This window comes from Priestia sp. SIMBA_032 (genome assembly GCF_046535215.1).
GTDB classification, from domain to species: Bacteria; Bacillota; Bacilli; order Bacillales; family Bacillaceae_H; genus Priestia; species Priestia aryabhattai.
On sequence record NZ_JAWRXD010000017.1, the window covers coordinates 12,591 to 30,271 of the forward strand.

The window sequence follows — 17,681 nt, forward strand, 5'->3', positions numbered from 1 at the left end:
AATAACCAGCCACAAATATCCCTGACAAAAAAGGTTAATTCATTATATTGTCCTATAATTAAGACTCAAGGTTTGAATAACAGTAATATAAAAAGTGGTTTGAAATATTCCGAAAATTATGTTTAGAATTATAATAGTAAATTTAAGTCTGTCTGAAAGTACTTAATTTTAAAATATGAAGGAGGAAGATCGTGAAGAAAACAACACCTATTTTTTGGATATCTTTAATCATTAGCGTTTTATTTGTAGGCTGGGGTATATTAAAACCGAATAATCTACTTCACATCATGACCACCGCCGAAAGTTATTTGCTTAATCGTTTTGGTTGGTTTTATCAATTTTCTGCAACATTCTTTTTAATATTTGCCTTAGTATTAGCTTTTAGTCGATTTGGAAAAATAAAACTTGGCAAACCCCATGAGAAACCTGAGTTTAGTACCCCTACTTGGTTCGCTATGTTATTTAGCGCTGGAATGGGAATTGGTTTACTTTTTTACGGGATTTCTGAGCCAATCTCCCACTATGCTACACCTCCTTTTGGGAAACCTCAAACAACTGAATCTGCAAAACTGAGTCTAGAATATACATATTTACACTGGGGATTTCATGCTTGGGCGATTTATGCTGTAGTAGCACTTGCCTTAGCCTATTATAAATTTCGGAAAAACATGCCTGGACTAATGAGCGCAACCCTAACCCCTCTTATTGGAAATAAGAGCAAAGGACCAATTGGATACATAGTAGATATTATAGCTGTATTTGCTACTATATTTGGAGTAGCTGCTTCTTTAGGATTAGGAGCTTCACAAATAAATAGTGGATTCCATTACCTAACAGGCATGCCTATTAACTATAAAGTTCAACTTGTTATTATTGGAATTACAACTATTTTATTTATTACATCTGCAGGAACTGGTGTTTCAAAAGGTATCAAATATTTGAGCAATGCTAACATGGTTTTAGCTGTCATTCTATTTGTTTCTTTTCTTTTTCTTGGTCCTACACAATACTTAATAGAACTTTTCTCTACAACCTTTGGTTCCTATGTTCAACAATTACCAAGTATGGGGCTGCGATTTGCTCCATTTAATTCTGAAAATAATCAATGGGTAAAGGATTGGACTATTTTTTATTGGGCTTGGTGGATATCATGGACACCATTTGTGGGGACCTTCATTGCACGCGTATCTAAAGGAAGAACGGTTCGTGAATTTATTATGGCTGTATTAATCGTTCCAACAATTGTGTGCTCAATATGGTTTGGCGTATTTGGAGGTACCGGTATTTATTTTGATTTTGTGAAAGGATTAGATGTGGCCAAACAAAGCTTAGAAACTTCTCTATTCTTTGTGTATGATCAAATGCCTTTTGGAGGGTTTCTCTCTATCATCTCTGTAGCTCTTATTTTGACTTTCTTTGTAACCTCTGCAGATTCAGCGACTTTTGTTCTCAGCATGCAAACAACAAATGGGAGCTTAACCCCACCTTTCTTTGTTACATTAATTTGGGGACTAGTTTTAGCTGCTATTTCAGCAATTTTATTAGGTACAGGCGGCCTGCAAGGCATGCAGGCAGCTATTATTGTCAGTGCATTACCTTTAGGGATCGTTCTTCTCTTTATGTCCTATGCATTAATTAAATCCTTCCGACAAGAAGTTGCTGAAGATAAAAAGCAAAATAAAAAAACAGCTTAACTTATTTCAATGTGAAGCAGCTTTAAAAGGTTTATGATTTATTTTCAAATCAGTATTTATATCCTTTTTTTGAGGGAAACTTTATATTAAACATCATGTATGTAATCTTTGTTAAAGGTTGTTTCCTTACTAAGAGGAAACAACCTTTCTCTTCGTGCATGTTTGTAAGTACCAACTTATTTTTTATAATTGAGGCCGTATTTCAATTTATATTATTTAGCATCATATAAGTAATTTATTACCCACTAATGATCTCTTAGAAAAATATTATCTATAATAAAAAAAGGTATAAGGATCGCGCGTTATTGAAACGAGAATTAGTAACGCAGTACATCTCTCCAGTTAAACAGAAATCTATAAATAAAGAGAATGTCCCCTTAACAATACTTGGCACATGAAGTGTGATTTTAGTTTTAAAGAGACAAAGGAGTATAAGAATGGTTACATATTGGATTATCTTATTAGCTATCGCTGTAGGTGTAGTGTTTATCGCAGAAAAAATGAAACAGCCTTATCCCACTTTCCTTGTAGTAATGGGATTAATTATTGGTTTGACTCCAATTCCTGGATTGGGAGAAATAAAAAGTTATGCAGCAAATGATACCGTGTTTCAAACGACCGTTATTTTTATCTTTTTATCAGCTTTGTTAGGAGATGCAGCACTTAAACTGCCCTTTGATGAATTAAAACGTAATAAGAAATCGATTTCTTTATTAGCTTTTTTAGGTACATTGCTTACCTTCTTACTAGTTGCTGCTTCTACTTATTTTTTCTTACACCTTTCTTTACAAGAAGCCTTAATTTTTGGTGCACTTATGGCAGCTACTGACCCTGTATCTGTTCTAAGTATTTTTAAGTCAATGGGCCTAAACAAGCGCCTCTCCATTGTGGTCGAAGGAGAAAGTTTAGCAAATGATGGAGTTGCTGTTGTCCTATTTCAAATTGCTGTCGTAACCACTGCTCTGAGCTTAACAGGTACATTGAATGCTTTACTTGAATTTTTGAAAGTTGTATGTGGAGGCGTATTGATTGGGGGAGTTTTCGGTTTTCTAGCTTCTCGTATTACATCTAAAATTGATCATTATTTAGTGGAAACTGGATTATCTATGGTTCTGTTTTATGGTACGTTTCAATTAGCTGAACACTTTGAGGTTTCTGGAGTAATAGCTGTAGTAGTAGGTGGTGTAATCTTAGGAACTTATGGACGGAATGTAGGTATGTCTGACCTCACTCATGAAAAAGTAAATTCTTTTTGGGAAACGATAGCCTTTCTCTCCAATGCACTTATTTTCTTACTAGTAGGATTAGAAGTGAGTCGTATTGATTTCCTAGATAAAGGGTCGCTCATCGTTGGAAGTATTCTTATTGTCCTTTTAGCACGTTTTCTCGCTGTTTATATCAGCTTAGCCTTTGATAAATCCATTCCAACTTCATGGAAGCATATTATTTCATGGGGAGGGTTAAAAGGATCTCTTTCAATTGCGCTTGTTTTAGGAATTACGCCCGAATTTGAAGGGAGAAATCTTCTACTAGCGATAACCTTTAGTAATGTGGTCTTTTCTCTTCTTATCCAAGGAACGACACTAAAAAAATTAGTGGCATTTTTGAATGTGAAATAAATGCTCATAATACAAAAAAGTTAATGTTATTATTGAAACTTTTTTTGAAATTCCTCGTAGATACATGAGGAACTCTTACTCCTTTCTTAGTCGAAATACAATAAATACAACATAGAACGTGTACAGGGAGGAATCAGATGGAATCAAAAATGAGTTGGTGTATCAAAAACCCCTCTTTTTATTTAGGAGCAATTTTAATTCTCGTCTTTGGGATCCAATGTTTTATAGGGTATGTAAGGGAGCATAAAATATATGTTCTAGAGTCTATCTTAAGTATCGCGGGTGTTCTTTTAATTATTATACCTGGAATGGAGAAGCTTGCTCACCATACAAAAAAAAGCACTTAATTATGTAATTAAGTGCTTTTTTTGTAAATAATAATCCTTTCTAATTTAGGTAATTCCAGTTATAAGAATCCATTTTTCTGGTTAAAGTATAAAAACCATGTATAAAGGAACATCAAATAAAAAGCAGGAAGGGAAATTATGGTTGGTCTTATAATTGCTATTATCCTCTTTAATTTTATTGCATTTACATCAAGGAAAAAATTAACCTTAAATCAAGTTCTTCATATATGGACTTTCACTATAGCCTTTCAACAAACCTTCGATCTTTTAATTGAATATAAATATGAAGGGTATTGGTATTTTGATAAAGAAGTGGACTGGACAGGCCTCCTAGCTCATACAGTCCTTCTTCCTCCTGTCAATATGATGTTTCTGAATTGGTACCCTTTCAATAAAGGATTTAATCATAAGTTTAGTTATATTGCTATATGGGTCATCGCTATTATCCTTTATGAAACAATAACGTTATTACCTGAACCCTGGGGGTATTTTCATTATGGTTGGTGGAAGTTATGGCATGCGGCTGTCACAGATCCCATTCTGTTTCTAATTTTATTAGGATATTACAAATGGATACGTAAAGTAGAAATGAAACTTCTTAGTAATGAATAATTTCCTTAAAGTAATCTACTCTAAAAGATAAACAGTGATAAAATAAAAAATCATAACAAAAAGCACATTTGTTAACTGAAAGACAAACAAATGTGCTTTTTTATTACGATTTTTTATTTTGTTTTTTTAACTTTCCAATTCCGAATTCTTTCGCTTCTTTGTTAAGAGATTTAATGAGACTAACCGTCATTAAAGCCATAACAACCGAAAAAGGAAGAGCTGCAATAATCATGGTGTTTTGTAGAGCCTGTAGTCCTCCTGAATAGAGAAGAACAAGAGCTATAATTGTAAGTAACAAACCCCAGATGACCTTTACACTATTACTAGGATTTTGAGAACCATTCGTTGTCATCATTCCTAGAACATAGGTCCCTGAGTCAGCTGAAGTGATAAAGAAAGTTCCAATAAGGATAATAGCTAAGATTGATAAGGTTGTTCCCATTGGATAGTTGGCAAATACACCAAAGAGTGATTCTTCTGTTGCTAATTTTGAAATAGAAGCAATCCCATCATGTTCAAGTAACATCCCTGCACTACCGAATGTAGCGAACCAGATGAAACCGATAAGAGAAGGAATCAGTAAAACACATACGACAAATTCTCGGATAGTTCTTCCTTTCGATACCCGGGCAATAAAGATTCCTACGAATGGAGACCATGCAATCCACCATGCCCAATAAAAGATGGTCCACCCATTGATCCACTTACGATGTTCTTCATTAAGTGGAGCTATACGAAAACTCATAGTAACTAAATTCTGCAGATAAGCGCCAATTGTATCTGTAAATAAATTTAACGTAAAGAGAGTCGGGCCCAATATAAACGTTAATAGAAGAAGTGCCAATGCAAGAATCATATTAGCATTACTAAGAATTTTAATCCCCTTACCTAAACCTGTTAATGCTGAAACTATAAATAAGATAGTAACAACTAACACAATAAGGAATTGACTCATGAGATTGGAAGGAACGTTAAATAAATAAGATAATCCTCCGTTAATTTGAACAGCACCGAATCCAAGGGTCGTAGCAACACCGATAACAGTTGCAATAACGGCAATAATATCGATTATCTTTCCTATAAAGCCATCTGCTTGTTTTCCAATAATCGGCTTTAATGTAGCGCTAATTAAGCTACGCTCTCCTTTTCTAAAGGTAAAGTAAGCCAATGAGAGAGCAATAATTCCATAAATCGCCCATGCATGGATGCCCCAATGAAAGAAAGTATATCTCATTGCATCTTTCATTGCTTGATCTGTCCCTGTTTCCCCCGTTGGAGAGCTAATCGCATAGTGACTAATTGGTTCAGCTGTACCATAGAACACTAAACCGATCCCCATTCCTGCACTAAAGAGCATGGCTATCCAGGTTGGGCGTGAAAACTCAGGCTTGTCCTCCTCTTTCCCAAGTTTAATCCGACCAATAGGACTTACCAATAAGTACAAACAAACGATAACAAACAACGTCACAACAATTAAATAGTACCAGCCAAACGTATTTGTAATAGCATCTTGCAGGTTACTTGTTACATTTTCAAGTGTTGCAGGCATTGTAACTCCCACAAGAACAAGAAGAGCCAGTATGGCTACCGAAATATAAAAAACTATTGAAACATTTTTCATGTTAAATTAAAAACTCCCATCTTTGATTGATTCGTAGAGGGTATTACTTCGATTGGAGAACATTAAGATATGCAAAACCAATTTAGACATTATACTTTTTTATGAAGCAATAGTAACTAACCCTTAAAGATTGCGTTAATAAAATACCTTAATTAAATTATTTACACTTTACTTAGCTCATATTCCGTATTTAAAACAACTAAGTACTCAATAACTCTCGATCTGCCAATAGACTAAGGCATCTCCCTATAGCATTCTTTTTCTTATAATTTAATTAATACTCTTCATCTTTTTTGAAATGTCGTTTATTTGTCTGTTTTTTGTCTCGTGGACATGCTGCTCTGATGTACTTATTTCAGGGGATAATAGTAGGCTGTTTACTAGTATAACACTACTCATACACAAATGTCTTGTCACCTACTCTTTTATCACAATAATGTTTTTTTGATAAATATTAATTTCTAATACTGTTTGTGTCTAATTTAAATTAATAATGTCAGTAGGATTAAAGTGTAAACCTTACTGTATCCTATACATTCCTTCAATTCCTCTTAGCAATCCGAAAGGATTTGAAGTTTACAATAGAACGTACTTATCTTTAAAATAATTATGTCACTATATATATGGCCTAGAAATTCATCAGGGTTACGCTTGCCTTGAAGTGGAATCGTCAATAATTTTGTTTGTAAGTAAGTACTTTTTTGTTATATATTGTTAAAAAGGATATAATTTATTGAATAGCGAGGTAAACTAATAAGAGATTTGAATAATAAAAAAGTCAACTGGGGGAAAGAACTAACTCTTTCTATCATTGAATGAATCATATATTAACCCTCAGCTTTATAACAAATACTAAGCTATCAAAATGTTTGAAAATTACTTATATGCAACACCTGAAGGAGGAGCTAATTCGTGAAACTTTATCAGGTAAGAAAAGGACAATTTGTATATTATAATAATGAGTTACACAGGGTATATTCCGTGAAACCTTTATATAAACAGTCTGTTCATCTTATTAGGCTGAGAGATTTAACTCAGCATTTAACCACAGCTGCAAAAGTTGAAAGATACAAACCCAAGAGTCTTGATAGTTTTGTGTTTAACCGTCAATTATTTACGCTTTGTAATGATAGAAAAGCTGAAGAGGGAGATTATATTTTAATTACGAATCCACGTCCCGACTCTCTGGATTATTATTCGTTAAATGAAATTGAAGTGGTTTCAACTGTTGAAAATAATGGTGTCGTCACAACTAAGCTTAATGGAATTAGACATAGTGAGTATCTATTGATGGTTCCAGGACGTAAAGAGGGCAGTCATTCTATCGATTATCAAGATGGTGAAAATATGTTGAGCAAGGATTTAAGCACGTTTGAATCTGATCAACTTGAGACAAATCATCTAAATCTTGAAATGCCTAATATAGGCGATGTTTATAAAAAAAATAACAGCGATATTTTAATTAAAACAATGGTGATTTCCATACATGGCGAAACAATTTTTATGGGAGGCGATTTAAAGTTATCAAAAGAAGAGTTGACCGATACTTCCAAATGGCAGTTTTTATATAATCTCCAAGATACGTAACATCATATCTAAAATTACTCGATTGGAGTAAATACATTCTGATATCATCCCCTTTAAGTAAACTGAATAAGAGAAGGTCTCACTAATGTGGTCTTCTTTTTTAGTTTACAGGTTCCTGTAAATCACATTATGTTGACTAAGTTTATACAGCGTAGACATAAAAATATAGTTAGGTATTTGCTTCTTTCATTCCTTTTTGAAACCATCTATTAAAGTGATGCGCAACAAATAACAAAAAAGCGAATATAGGGATATTCAGAAACTCATTTTTAAGTGGCCTTGCAAGTTCTGTATAATGTCCAATGAAATAAGTATATAGATTGGTTATAACAACAAAAAAAGCATAATGAAGAATAATTTTTGTTCGGCTATTTGACGATGGATATGTTACTTCAAAAAACATAGCAAAAGCTGGGTAAATCAGATAATGAAGAGAAAAACTTAATTTTGTTGCATTGGGAAATTCTCTGAAAGGAAATTCAACACGCTTAAAATATACAGATAAAAAAACATACATCCATGCAATAGTTTGCCCAAGTAAGAATGCAATTTGAGCTCTTCCTTTTAAGCGAGAGGGAACTTTCCAGAAATACAAGCTAATTATTACTACCCATGAAAAAATTAATATGATAATTTCTTTCTTCATAATTCACCCTTTTAACCATATTTTTTTAAAGTACATATAATATTGATGGTTTAAAAATAAGGACACCCATACCGTGATAAAAGTCCAATACCATTTCCATTCATGATACTGAACAAGGTTTGTTTTCCATTCCAATAAGACTTCCATAAGTGTGAAAAATCCAATGATAACCGTATAATAAAGAAATCTGAACCATAATGGTTGTTTAGAAGGATAATTCAAACTAAATAAGATAGCTACCACAGGAAATAAGAAAAATTCAAAACTAAAGCTAGCTCTATTTACTTCATTTATCTGTGGTAATAATGCTACTGGGTAGCTAATCCATCTCATTTCTACAACAAAAAGTCCTGAAACCCACGTAATAACTTGGAGAAATAAACCTATAATCCAAGCCTCTCTTGCTCTCTCTCGGGTAATAAACTTCCATATCAAGAATACTCCAAATAATAAAGAAGCTAATAATAGCCAACGATCTAAGCTCATTATCTGCACCCTCTTACTTTAAATATCTATAGTTTTAGTCATATTGACGATTTTTATTTAAAACAAGGAGGATTTGTTCCTCTAACGCTGATTATGTTAACTAAATATGTATACCATATACAGCGTAAAAGCAGAAAAACCTACCTTGGAGTTGGAAAGGTAGGTTTTTCTGTTTCATGAATGGTAATCACCGGTTATCTGACGTTGCAGAACGTCTTGAGTAGTTTGCTCAAAGGAGTAAAAAATATGTACATATATAAAAAATGAAGTATATTTTAAATCGATGAAAACGTCGAAATTACCTTGAAGGGCGATTGTAAAAAACAGAATACGTGCTAGTTTCAATCACTATTAATCGTACTGCACCTTAGCTATGAAAAAGTTTCCCTGCATTTTCAAAGCAAAATATGTTATAATATATTTAACCAATACTTTAATTTCGAAAAAAGGTGCTTTTCCTGAGGAAAAGCACCTTTTTTTATTTTAATTAGTTCGGACTTTCAACTAAATATGAAGATTCTCAACCTATCCTTCTACGGGCACCTAGAATATGCTATAATCCAGATATCTTTTGATTTCAATGCACATGTTATCTTAGGAGGCCAGACTGTTTTTAAATAGTCTGGCTTTTTTCTTTACTTATCTATATTTTTTCTCCAATTACTTCTTTAAAACTATATATATTAAGTGTTAAATCGAAACCCTTTTTGTATTTCCCTCTGTTTAACGTGTCCAGTATGTCAACTTAGATCTAACCGTTAATATTCCCTTGACTGTACACAGTTTTTCAGAGTTATAATGGATTAATTGAAATCATTTTTGCTAGCCGATACCCATTCAGATATTTCATCAAAAATATTTTGAATTTGTTCTTTATTTAAAACTTCAACTTTTTCCCAAACGATGGAGAGATATTCCTCTAAGTGATTAGGATACGAAAGAGATTCAGTAACAAGGGCTTTATAAAATAATGGATTACCCCCTTTATCTACTTCACCTTTACATCTATAGTTTTCAAATTCCCATCCTCTTTTTGTTTTTTTAAAATGATAAAGGTCCTTATCCCCCCATTGAGGACTGTAAATCTGCATTTTGAATCTAGATGTACTACTCAATTGTAAATACCTCCTCAAAATATAATTTTAATAAGGTACTCTTATTATTACCCTTTAAACATATATTTTATTTACATCTTTTTTACCGTAACTTTGGCAGTTCTAATTATGTCACTCCCATAGGTCTCAACTCTACTATGATACTTATATTCTTTCATTTTTACGAGCTTTATTACTCCCTATAAGAGGTAGTATGATAACGAAAAATGCATGTAATATATAGTATAAAAGCAGAAAAATACTGCCTCTTCCCAGTTAAAAGAGGCAGTATTTTTCTGCTCGTTGAATGATAGTCGTTAAGTGACGCTCTATTACATCCCAGATAGTTTGCTCCAAATATAAGATTTTAAACATTTTATTAAGTAAAAAGAGCTCAGCATACTAAGATCTTTTGCTAGATAAAGTATTATCTTTTACATACATTTCATAATGTCCATTTATATAACTAGTTACCTTTAAATTAAGTAAAAGGGCTTTTAGGTTAACTAGTTCAAAATCTAACTCGCACTCTCTTGCCATATCTTCAATCTTCTTTTTGATAATTTGTATATTATTTTCTAAATCGGTTACCGTTTTTTCACTGTATTGGAAGGGAACTTCATCTACAACTTCCGTAATTAATTGATTTTGTCCTTCGTATTCTGATTTCCCTTTAATTGCAGCCTGTTTTCCAATCAATACAGCCTGCTCTTTTATGTCTGACAGAAGAATCATTAAATCAATTCGTTTACTCATAGGTATATGCTGCTTATCAAAAGTAGAGATAATTTTTGTTTGATAGTCATCCATAGTTGTATGTAGTTGATATTTTGCTTCTCGAATTACTTCTTCCTGATTTTTAATAAGTATCATTTAAAAATTCTCCTATAATCTTCATATATATATCTAAACTATGGTTATGAAGTTAGTGTTTTTCAATAAAAGGAAAGAAACAAATCTTTAATAAATAAAGACATGCTTCTTTTAAAATTCCAATCCAATGTATTACTTTACCCTTTGAGTCGAAAAATAAACACAAAAAAAGAAACTAATTATTACAGAAATAATGAAAGAATGAATATATGATTACCGATAACGGTGATTGCGCCAACTAAAGATGTATATGAAATTCATTTGCATTTTATGCATCCAAATTGGATAGGAACATTTATTCTAAAGTATCTATAGTTAAATTTAAACCAAGAAGCGCTTGCTCTAGATTTGCCTTTACAGTTATTTCACTAAAATTAATTCCAAGGTGAACCATTGTCTGAGCAACTTCAGGACGAATACCAATTAACATAGTTTTCACTCCAAGAAGCCTTAACGCATCTACAATATTAAAAATTTGTTGGGCAACCATGGTATCTACAATCATCACACCAGAGAGATCAAATAGCAAGTGTGATAATTTTAGTTCATTTGCTTTCTTTAATGTTTCCTCTAGTAAAAGCGTTGCTCTTTCCGTATCTACCTCTCCAATGAGTGGTAGTATAGCAATACCTTTGGTAATTGGAACCACCGGTACAGATAATTCAAGGAAAGCACTCTTTGCTTTTTTTAGTGTGTCTTGATGAATATTTACATACGTCAAACTAAAAACATAAACAGCTTTATCTAATAAAGGGTCAATGATAGTGATTAATTCAAATATTGTGTCTGTAGGTATATTATGATTTCTTATTTCTTCTTTAAGGACTTCCCATATGAATTTTCGGTAATAGGTTGTATCTTCTAAAGCCTCACTCAGAGAAATACCTAGATTTGATGCAAATTCTCCTGACTCTTTTGCCCATTTCACTATTTGATCAAAAATTGTTTTTTGATCGTTTTTTTCCATGAGAGCCTGCCCAAAATAACTGATGAAATTTGCTCTTAATTCAATAATTTCTTCTTTTGTAACATTGACGTCTTTTACCTCTGTAAGGTCAGTCATTCTATTCGTGTGTACCATTTGTGCAATTTCATATTTTTTTTCTAAAATTTTTTCTCCCAGAAAGCGTAAATTATCCATTTCAAATTAACCTCATTTCTTTAGCCATTTAGATTGCTATTTTTATTTTTTATTTCCAAGGATAAATTTTTAAAAATTTTTAACCTATCCTTTAAGCTACTTCTCAAGATAATATTTAAAATTAGTAGGGTAAATGTGAATAAAGATGCTATGAAAAATATAGGTGTAAAAATCGGAACAAAAATAAATACAGCAATTACTGCAATAATGGTGAAGGTTAAAAAATTAAGTATTTTCTTATTTAATTTATTTGTTCTTTCTAAAAGCTTTTCATTTCTCTTTATATACTCTTTAATTTCTTTTGGACTCTTCGCAATATAGTCCCTTTCCAATTTTTTATTCATCTTACAAATTCCTCGAAACACAATAATAATTACTAAGGTTACGATAAGAGATATAATAACATAGTTTGGCATTTAAATATCCTCCTGCCCTTTTTAACGTTCCTTTTCTTGTACTGTATTTCTTTTTTTGTATACTGTGCTCCCTTATTCCGTGCAAAAAAATTTACAAATCCATTTTATGATTTCTCTTTTCTTCCTTTGTTATAATTCTTTATCTCTCTCAGTACCTCCCTTCTTTCTAAACTAATTTTTAAAGAAATCCTGGCGAGAAATCCTTTTTTCTTTTCGATTTCATCTATTTTTTTAATGGCAATTGGATTAATGTTTCGTAAAAACATATCCATGATATTTCCTCTTTTCCTGTAAATTGTGGTTCCCCACTACAAAAGAGAGAAGAGCATAAGGGGTTTTTGCCCCCACCATAGGTGTGGGGCTAGGCAGAGCCTAGCAAAACCGTGGGTACAAGAAAACCTGTTGAATGTGAACCTACTGTTGACCTAAACCCTGCCATGTGAACCTACTGTGAATATGAAAAACTAATGATGTGAACCTACTGTGAACCTCAAAAAAACACATGTTGACCTACTGTTGACATGTGTTTTTTCACTTCATGGCTAAATCTTGTTGCTTTTCATTCAATTTTTGAAGCTTTTCTTGTAAACTTTTTTGTTCATCTTTATAGAGCTGAATGCTTTCATCACTTGACTGAATGGCATCCTTTTTCATCGCAATTTTTGATTCGGTATCGGCTTTTTCCTCGTTTACTTGGTACTGCATATCACGTTGTAACTCGTTCATTTCTTGTTGCGTTTAACGTTTATGTTTGGCTTCCACCGTGATTGCTTTTTCATAGTTTTTCATTTTCTTTTTGACAAACTGTTTCTCTAAATCATTGACCAAAAGCGCATATTCTTGTTTGTTTTTGATTCCTTTTCCTCTGAGAACAAAGAAAGTTAGCATCACCACGTAAATTTTAGGATAACCATCTTTTATAAGTGGGAAAGAAAACTACATACCGGGATTTCATATCCCTTAGATTTACAACCGCACTCTGATTTTTTTGCGTTTCATTTGAAGCAGAACTTAAAATACTTAAGTAAAGTTCCTGTTGTTTAAACTTCTAATTTACATAAAATTATGATTAACACATTTCTGTATTGTGTTTATTTTAAAAACGGGCATGTACTTTCCTATTAATATTAAAAATACAAGAGATGTTTTGATTCATAGTGAATATCTATCAAAACTGATATTAAAATACTCAAAAGATAAAAAGATCTTGAAGTAGTTAAAACACAGATTATTATTAAACCTAATAAATATAATAAAATACCCCTTATAAAAATCCCCTTTGCAGATTACCTACACTATTAATAATCCACCATGGTATCAACCGATAATAAGTTAAACCTAAGTTCACCTTATTATCGGTTGATATTGATTGTAAGATTAGTAGTTCTATTCAAGTTGGACTAAAGTTAAACTTATTAACTTTAGTCCAAAAGATTCTTCTACTTAGTTAGATGATCGGTAGATAGATTGATATAAGAAAAACACATGAATTCCAATATTTTTTAAATATTACTCACACTAAATAGCATAACTACCCCAAATGCATATCGACTAATATATTTAAGCTAATTAAGTGGTCGATAGATGGATAGATGGATGTTATTTTCATCTTGTTTTATTGTATTTTTCATTTATTATTATAAGAAACAAAGGTAAAATAGTGATATATGGAGAATTATCATTATTAAACAGATAGTGAGCAGATAGATAGAAAGATACTATTAATTGAGATCATCTTAAAATACTTACCTGGAAAATTGGTTAAAACTCATTATGCTTTTGTGTAATTATCACCTCATATTGACCATCTACACAACTTAGACAGGTGGATAATAGATAGGTAGATAGAATGTTTTATTTAAAATCAAAAAATATAAATGTTCTCTTTTTCTATGGATAGATGGTAAATTGATAGATGAACAGAAAAAGAAGGTGAGATTGATGGAAGAAGTACAAGAATGGTTCGCTGTAAGTGATTTAGTTAGTAAATTTGAAGTATCTGAAAACACTTTAAAACGCTATATTAGACGACATGAAGATTTTCTTGTAGTGAAACAGGGGAATAGAGGAAAATACTACATATATCATGATTCTTTAAAAGTCCTTAAACTTATTAAAAAACTTTATAGCGACAATAAAAATGAAATTGAAGTAAACGAGTATCTTGAAGAAAATGGAATAGCTATGGTTATCAATGTTTCTGACGAAGAAAACACTGATAATAGGGATGAAACGTTATCTGTAAATATGGTAGACATGGTAAAAACATGGAACGAACGGTTTGATCAGCTAGAAAAAATCAATCATGAACAGAATGAAGAATTAAAGCTATTAAAAGAAGTAGTTCAAAAACAGACTGAATACATTGATCATCGTCTAAATGAACGCGATAGAAATTTTATGGAATCTATAAGAGCATTACAAGAAGAAAGAAAATCAATGATTGAAACTGTAGGGACCTTAGAGCAAGCTATGGAAGAACAAAAAAAAGAGAATAAGAAATGGTGGAAGTTCTGGTAGTCCACTACAAATAAAAAGGACGGTTCTATGTGTATAGGAACGTCCTTTTTATTTGAACCTTTAAATATCATAAGAGAATAGAATTAAATACAAATAATTTTTATATGATAATGAAAAACAATAATTATATCATATGATTCATATATTAAATAAAAGACATAGTTAAAAATAATTGTTTTAACATATATTTTTAATTTTTATTGAATTATGAGAACAATTAACGCTATAATGTAACTAACAAAAATGATCGGAATAGAAAAAAGACTTCAACTGTTTAAGAAGTGCGGCTAACACTCTTAAACCGTCTCCCCTAACTACAGTAGGGAAAACACCTGTCGAAGTCCTTTGATTCTACATTAATTTTTTAGATAAAATAAATCTATAGGTTTATTTTATCCCAAAATGTAATGTATTTCAAGGGCTTAGTTCATCAAAAATACAGACATTGTTTTCCTTTTTCCAGGGAAACAGTGTCTTTTTTTGTTCCTAAAAGGAGAAGATGAACAAATGACAAAGATATTAACTTGCTATTTAAAAGATGTAGATACCTTCAATGGACGGTTCAAATGGTTATGGACCAATAAATCCATACTTCGTAAAAAGAAAGAAGAGTTCTTAGACATTCTTCGTACCCACTTTAAACAACACCAATCAGCTATACATAAAGAATTTCCTAAAAAGAGAATGGAAATGCTGGATCATGTCATCTATAACCTAGTGGCTACGGGCATTCAAGCGATCCGTTCTGAAACGCTTATGAAGAAATTTAATGTATCCAAAAGTACGGTTTCTCGTTTTGTACGCTCGTTAAAAGCGACTCCGTTTGTACTTGTCGCACGATACATTAAAGAGGATGCAACAGGTACTCATCCGGACAGTTATGTATTTATCCTTAAAAGTCATAAGAACTTTCATCACATTTGCGACGAAATCTTTTTTGCCCATGATACAACAGGGATACAAACGCTTCAACAAGAAGAAATGACCACTCCTGTGACACGTCCTGTGACGCATCCAGAAAGTGCTGAAAACGTTGATACAGCAAGCTTGGAGTCCGATAAATCATCTGATGCCTTTATTAACCTTGATTTACCTGTAAATCATATAAATAATCATTTAATATCTGCTTCACAGTCATTCAGCTATATCAAAGGTGTGCCTAAGAAAGTCAATCAAGTCTATGCAGGTAAATATGGACACCAACTACAAGACTTTTATACTCGTATTCAAAATGCTGCAAAAGCAGTAAAAAAAGATACAGAGATTAAGATTGAGAAAGAGCAAATCCATGAAATTGCGTATACATCCATTGTGGGGTTAGACAAATATGTCCATGAAGCCAATCAACAAGGCAACCCGTTATCCCTACGGGATATGTGTCGATTAATCTATCAAATTGCAAAAAATCAATTCTATGAATTGGTGACCCCTAAAGAGCAGGGTTATTCATCAGTATACGCAAATCAACAAGAAGTTATACATAACGAAAGCAAAGAAACAACATTAGCTACACCAAAACGAATTATCCGTAAGGAACTAGTTCCAAGTTGGTTAAAGGCTGAACAGCAACAAGAAGAGGGTACACAAAAAGTAGAGGTTTCTCTGGATCAGCAGCTTGAAATGATCCAGTTAAAGCAAGATTTAGGACAAGAACTCACGCCAGAAGAGGAAAACTTGTTGCAGGAACACAGCTCTACGTACAGTTTGTTAGAGATAGCTCAGGTAAAACAAGACCTAGGACAAGCTTTAACGCAAGAGGAACAAGAATGTTTACGTCAACATAATCAGTTAAAAGACACAGCTTCCTAGTCAAAAAAAGTAGAAATTCCTTAGAAGCTGATGTTTTAATAGATTATGTTTATTTAGAACTGTGTTCTAAATAAACAATAACTAATAATCTACGCAGGAGGAGACTATTATGCCACATAAAATTACCTTAACCGGATCAGCCACAGGACCACTACGAGAATATGATCGCTACGTTGCCTTTGATATGCGTGAAAAAGGGTCACCATCTGCGCCTAAAGGGTTGAAGAAGAGTACGTTTATTTCGTACACGGTATTTGTTGCAAAAAAGGCTTTTAATAAAACAGGGCTCACGAAGAAAAGCATCATGCATGAAAAGATTTTAATTCAAGGGGAACCAACGTTGGATATTCCCATTGATGAATGCCCTGGTGAAATAGGCGTGATCTGTTTCCAAATTACCGTTCTCCCGAATAAAAATGACAAAGAGAAGAATGAGTCAGAAGCGAAAAAAGAACCTAAACAAGAGGCTTCTGCGTCTTCTGAGGTACCACAGAAGACGGAATCTAAGAAACAGGAAGAAGAACAAGCACCTGTTTCTCAACCTATAGCAAAGGAAGAGAAGAAAGAAGTAAAGCCTATTCAGCCAGAAGTACAACAAGTGCCTACAGAAGAAAAAAAGGCTGAGGAAAAAAAGACAACACTATCAAACCAACCGAAGGGAACTCAGGATCTATTAAACTTTGATGATATTATCGTTCCTGAAGAGTTCTTAAAGACACTTCCAAACCCTGAAAAAACGCAAAAGGTTATCGATTTTGTGAAGCGTACAGGGCGCTTAGATGAGCCATTGACGATTGAAAAAGGGTCAAAGATCTTAAAAGATGGATACCGTCGTTATGTGGTAGCTAAGACTATCAAAATGGACAAAGTTCCGGTTGTCTATGAATATCAAAAATAAGGGTGTAGGAGTCTACTAAATGAATAATAAACAAAAAGCGATTGAATATATTCAAAAGGCGTCTGATGAATTGGAAAAGCATCGGGAGTTTCTTGCAAATTTAGGCCTGAATGTATCCTTTTTGAATACAGCTGATAGAAAGTTAGATCAAGCCATCCATTGTCTTGTTCATTCAATCGAAGAGCCCGAGGATGACAATGAAAAAGAAATTAAAGAAGTGTCCTTTCATGAAGGTGAAAAGGTTATTGTATTCAAAAACGGGGATATCAAAACGATTAAATATTTTAATCAAGCAGAGAATGTAGATAAAAATTAGAT

At 32.6% G+C, this 17,681-nt stretch carries 18 protein-coding genes; 9 read left to right on the forward strand and 9 right to left on the reverse strand.

The genetic code is table 11. The features are described 5' to 3' along the window. Positions 1 to 191 precede the first annotated feature (191 nt). The 4 genes from SB717_RS27045 (at position 192) to SB717_RS27060 (ending at position 4,272) form a co-directional block, all read left to right on the forward strand. Positions 192 to 1,694 carry a BCCT family transporter gene (locus SB717_RS27045; RefSeq protein WP_410905585.1) on the forward strand — a complete coding sequence of 501 codons (1,503 nt, stop codon included), beginning with the start codon at positions 192 to 194 and terminating at the stop codon, positions 1,692 to 1,694. 437 nt (positions 1,695 to 2,131) lie between these two features. Continuing rightward, complete coding sequence (locus tag SB717_RS27050) at positions 2,132 to 3,313, forward strand: cation:proton antiporter (RefSeq protein WP_410905587.1); 1,182 nt, start codon at positions 2,132 to 2,134, stop codon at positions 3,311 to 3,313. A gap of 137 nt (positions 3,314 to 3,450) precedes the next feature. Then, positions 3,451 to 3,660 (forward strand): hypothetical protein, encoded by a 210-nt coding sequence (locus tag SB717_RS27055; protein ID WP_410905589.1) that lies wholly within the window; start codon positions 3,451 to 3,453, stop codon positions 3,658 to 3,660. A gap of 138 nt (positions 3,661 to 3,798) precedes the next feature. Next, on the forward strand, positions 3,799 to 4,272 hold the full coding sequence (locus SB717_RS27060) for a hypothetical protein (protein WP_410905591.1): 474 nt from the start codon (positions 3,799 to 3,801) through the stop codon (positions 4,270 to 4,272). A gap of 103 nt (positions 4,273 to 4,375) precedes the next feature. Here SB717_RS27060 and SB717_RS27065 read toward each other — a convergent pair whose 3' ends face one another. Then, on the reverse strand, positions 4,376 to 5,893 hold the full coding sequence (locus SB717_RS27065) for a glycine betaine uptake BCCT transporter (RefSeq protein WP_410905593.1): 1,518 nt from the start codon (positions 5,891 to 5,893) through the stop codon (positions 4,376 to 4,378). Between the two features lie 912 nt (positions 5,894 to 6,805). Here SB717_RS27065 and SB717_RS27070 point away from each other — a divergent pair. Beyond that, a complete protein-coding gene (locus SB717_RS27070) occupies positions 6,806 to 7,480 on the forward strand; it encodes a hypothetical protein (RefSeq protein ID WP_410905595.1) in 675 nt (224 codons plus the stop codon). 169 nt (positions 7,481 to 7,649) lie between these two features. Here SB717_RS27070 and SB717_RS27075 read toward each other — a convergent pair whose 3' ends face one another. The 8 genes from SB717_RS27075 to SB717_RS27110 form a co-directional block, all read right to left on the reverse strand. Further along, positions 7,650 to 8,126, reverse strand: a complete 477-nt coding sequence (locus SB717_RS27075) for a CBO0543 family protein (RefSeq protein WP_410905597.1) — start codon at positions 8,124 to 8,126, stop codon at positions 7,650 to 7,652. A gap of 3 nt (positions 8,127 to 8,129) precedes the next feature. Continuing rightward, positions 8,130 to 8,612 carry a CBO0543 family protein gene (locus tag SB717_RS27080; protein ID WP_410905599.1) on the reverse strand — a complete coding sequence of 161 codons (483 nt, stop codon included), beginning with the start codon at positions 8,610 to 8,612 and terminating at the stop codon, positions 8,130 to 8,132. 803 nt (positions 8,613 to 9,415) lie between these two features. After that, a complete protein-coding gene (locus SB717_RS27085) occupies positions 9,416 to 9,727 on the reverse strand; it encodes a hypothetical protein (protein WP_410905601.1) in 312 nt (103 codons plus the stop codon). Positions 9,728 to 10,108: 381 nt separating this feature from the next. After that, positions 10,109 to 10,579, reverse strand: coding sequence for a hypothetical protein (locus tag SB717_RS27090; RefSeq protein ID WP_410905603.1), 471 nt, complete (start codon positions 10,577 to 10,579; stop codon positions 10,109 to 10,111). A 295-nt stretch (positions 10,580 to 10,874) separates the two neighbouring features. Further along, positions 10,875 to 11,720, reverse strand: a complete 846-nt coding sequence (locus tag SB717_RS27095) for an STAS domain-containing protein (protein ID WP_410905605.1) — start codon at positions 11,718 to 11,720, stop codon at positions 10,875 to 10,877. A gap of 20 nt (positions 11,721 to 11,740) precedes the next feature. Beyond that, complete coding sequence (locus SB717_RS27100; protein WP_410905607.1) at positions 11,741 to 12,136, reverse strand: SND2/TMEM208 family protein; 396 nt, start codon at positions 12,134 to 12,136, stop codon at positions 11,741 to 11,743. 104 nt (positions 12,137 to 12,240) lie between these two features. After that, positions 12,241 to 12,408 carry a hypothetical protein gene (locus SB717_RS27105; RefSeq protein WP_410905609.1) on the reverse strand — a complete coding sequence of 56 codons (168 nt, stop codon included), beginning with the start codon at positions 12,406 to 12,408 and terminating at the stop codon, positions 12,241 to 12,243. A gap of 259 nt (positions 12,409 to 12,667) precedes the next feature. Beyond that, the gene (locus SB717_RS27110) at positions 12,668 to 12,862 is read right to left on the reverse strand and encodes a hypothetical protein (protein ID WP_410905611.1); all 195 of its coding nucleotides are present in this window, start codon (positions 12,860 to 12,862) and stop codon (positions 12,668 to 12,670) included. Between the two features lie 1,215 nt (positions 12,863 to 14,077). Between SB717_RS27110 and SB717_RS27115 the strand changes: the two genes are divergently transcribed. The 4 genes from SB717_RS27115 (at position 14,078) to SB717_RS27130 (ending at position 17,679) form a co-directional block, all read left to right on the forward strand. After that, complete coding sequence (locus tag SB717_RS27115; protein ID WP_253203276.1) at positions 14,078 to 14,656, forward strand: MerR family transcriptional regulator; 579 nt, start codon at positions 14,078 to 14,080, stop codon at positions 14,654 to 14,656. Positions 14,657 to 15,163: 507 nt separating this feature from the next. Next, the gene (locus SB717_RS27120; RefSeq protein ID WP_410905613.1) at positions 15,164 to 16,465 is read left to right on the forward strand and encodes a replication protein; all 1,302 of its coding nucleotides are present in this window, start codon (positions 15,164 to 15,166) and stop codon (positions 16,463 to 16,465) included. Between the two features lie 109 nt (positions 16,466 to 16,574). Next, entirely contained in the window at positions 16,575 to 17,363 is a 789-nt protein-coding gene (locus SB717_RS27125) for a ParB N-terminal domain-containing protein (protein WP_410905615.1), read from the forward strand. 19 nt (positions 17,364 to 17,382) lie between these two features. Next, positions 17,383 to 17,679, forward strand: coding sequence for a hypothetical protein (locus SB717_RS27130; protein WP_268587564.1), 297 nt, complete (start codon positions 17,383 to 17,385; stop codon positions 17,677 to 17,679). Positions 17,680 to 17,681 lie beyond the last annotated feature (2 nt).

Excerpts from the sequence above, each read along its gene's own strand:
- SB717_RS27050 (WP_410905587.1), top strand. The coding sequence starts at position 2,132 with ATGGTTACATATTGGATTATCTTATTAGCTATCGCTGTAGGTGTAGTG.
- SB717_RS27075 (WP_410905597.1), bottom strand. The coding sequence starts at position 8,126 with ATGAAGAAAGAAATTATCATATTAATTTTTTCATGGGTAGTAATAATT.
- SB717_RS27095 (WP_410905605.1), bottom strand. The coding sequence starts at position 11,720 with ATGGATAATTTACGCTTTCTGGGAGAAAAAATTTTAGAAAAAAAATAT.
- SB717_RS27130 (WP_268587564.1), top strand. The coding sequence starts at position 17,383 with ATGAATAATAAACAAAAAGCGATTGAATATATTCAAAAGGCGTCTGAT.
- SB717_RS27065 (WP_410905593.1), bottom strand. The coding sequence starts at position 5,893 with ATGAAAAATGTTTCAATAGTTTTTTATATTTCGGTAGCCATACTGGCT.
- SB717_RS27060 (WP_410905591.1), top strand. The coding sequence starts at position 3,799 with ATGGTTGGTCTTATAATTGCTATTATCCTCTTTAATTTTATTGCATTT.
- SB717_RS27115 (WP_253203276.1), top strand. The coding sequence starts at position 14,078 with ATGGAAGAAGTACAAGAATGGTTCGCTGTAAGTGATTTAGTTAGTAAA.
- SB717_RS27110 (WP_410905611.1), bottom strand. The coding sequence starts at position 12,862 with ATGAACGAGTTACAACGTGATATGCAGTACCAAGTAAACGAGGAAAAA.
- SB717_RS27055 (WP_410905589.1), top strand. The coding sequence starts at position 3,451 with ATGGAATCAAAAATGAGTTGGTGTATCAAAAACCCCTCTTTTTATTTA.
- SB717_RS27105 (WP_410905609.1), bottom strand. The coding sequence starts at position 12,408 with ATGGATATGTTTTTACGAAACATTAATCCAATTGCCATTAAAAAAATA.
- SB717_RS27120 (WP_410905613.1), top strand. The coding sequence starts at position 15,164 with ATGACAAAGATATTAACTTGCTATTTAAAAGATGTAGATACCTTCAAT.
- SB717_RS27090 (WP_410905603.1), bottom strand. The coding sequence starts at position 10,579 with ATGATACTTATTAAAAATCAGGAAGAAGTAATTCGAGAAGCAAAATAT.
- SB717_RS27125 (WP_410905615.1), top strand. The coding sequence starts at position 16,575 with ATGCCACATAAAATTACCTTAACCGGATCAGCCACAGGACCACTACGA.
- SB717_RS27080 (WP_410905599.1), bottom strand. The coding sequence starts at position 8,612 with ATGAGCTTAGATCGTTGGCTATTATTAGCTTCTTTATTATTTGGAGTA.
- SB717_RS27100 (WP_410905607.1), bottom strand. The coding sequence starts at position 12,136 with ATGCCAAACTATGTTATTATATCTCTTATCGTAACCTTAGTAATTATT.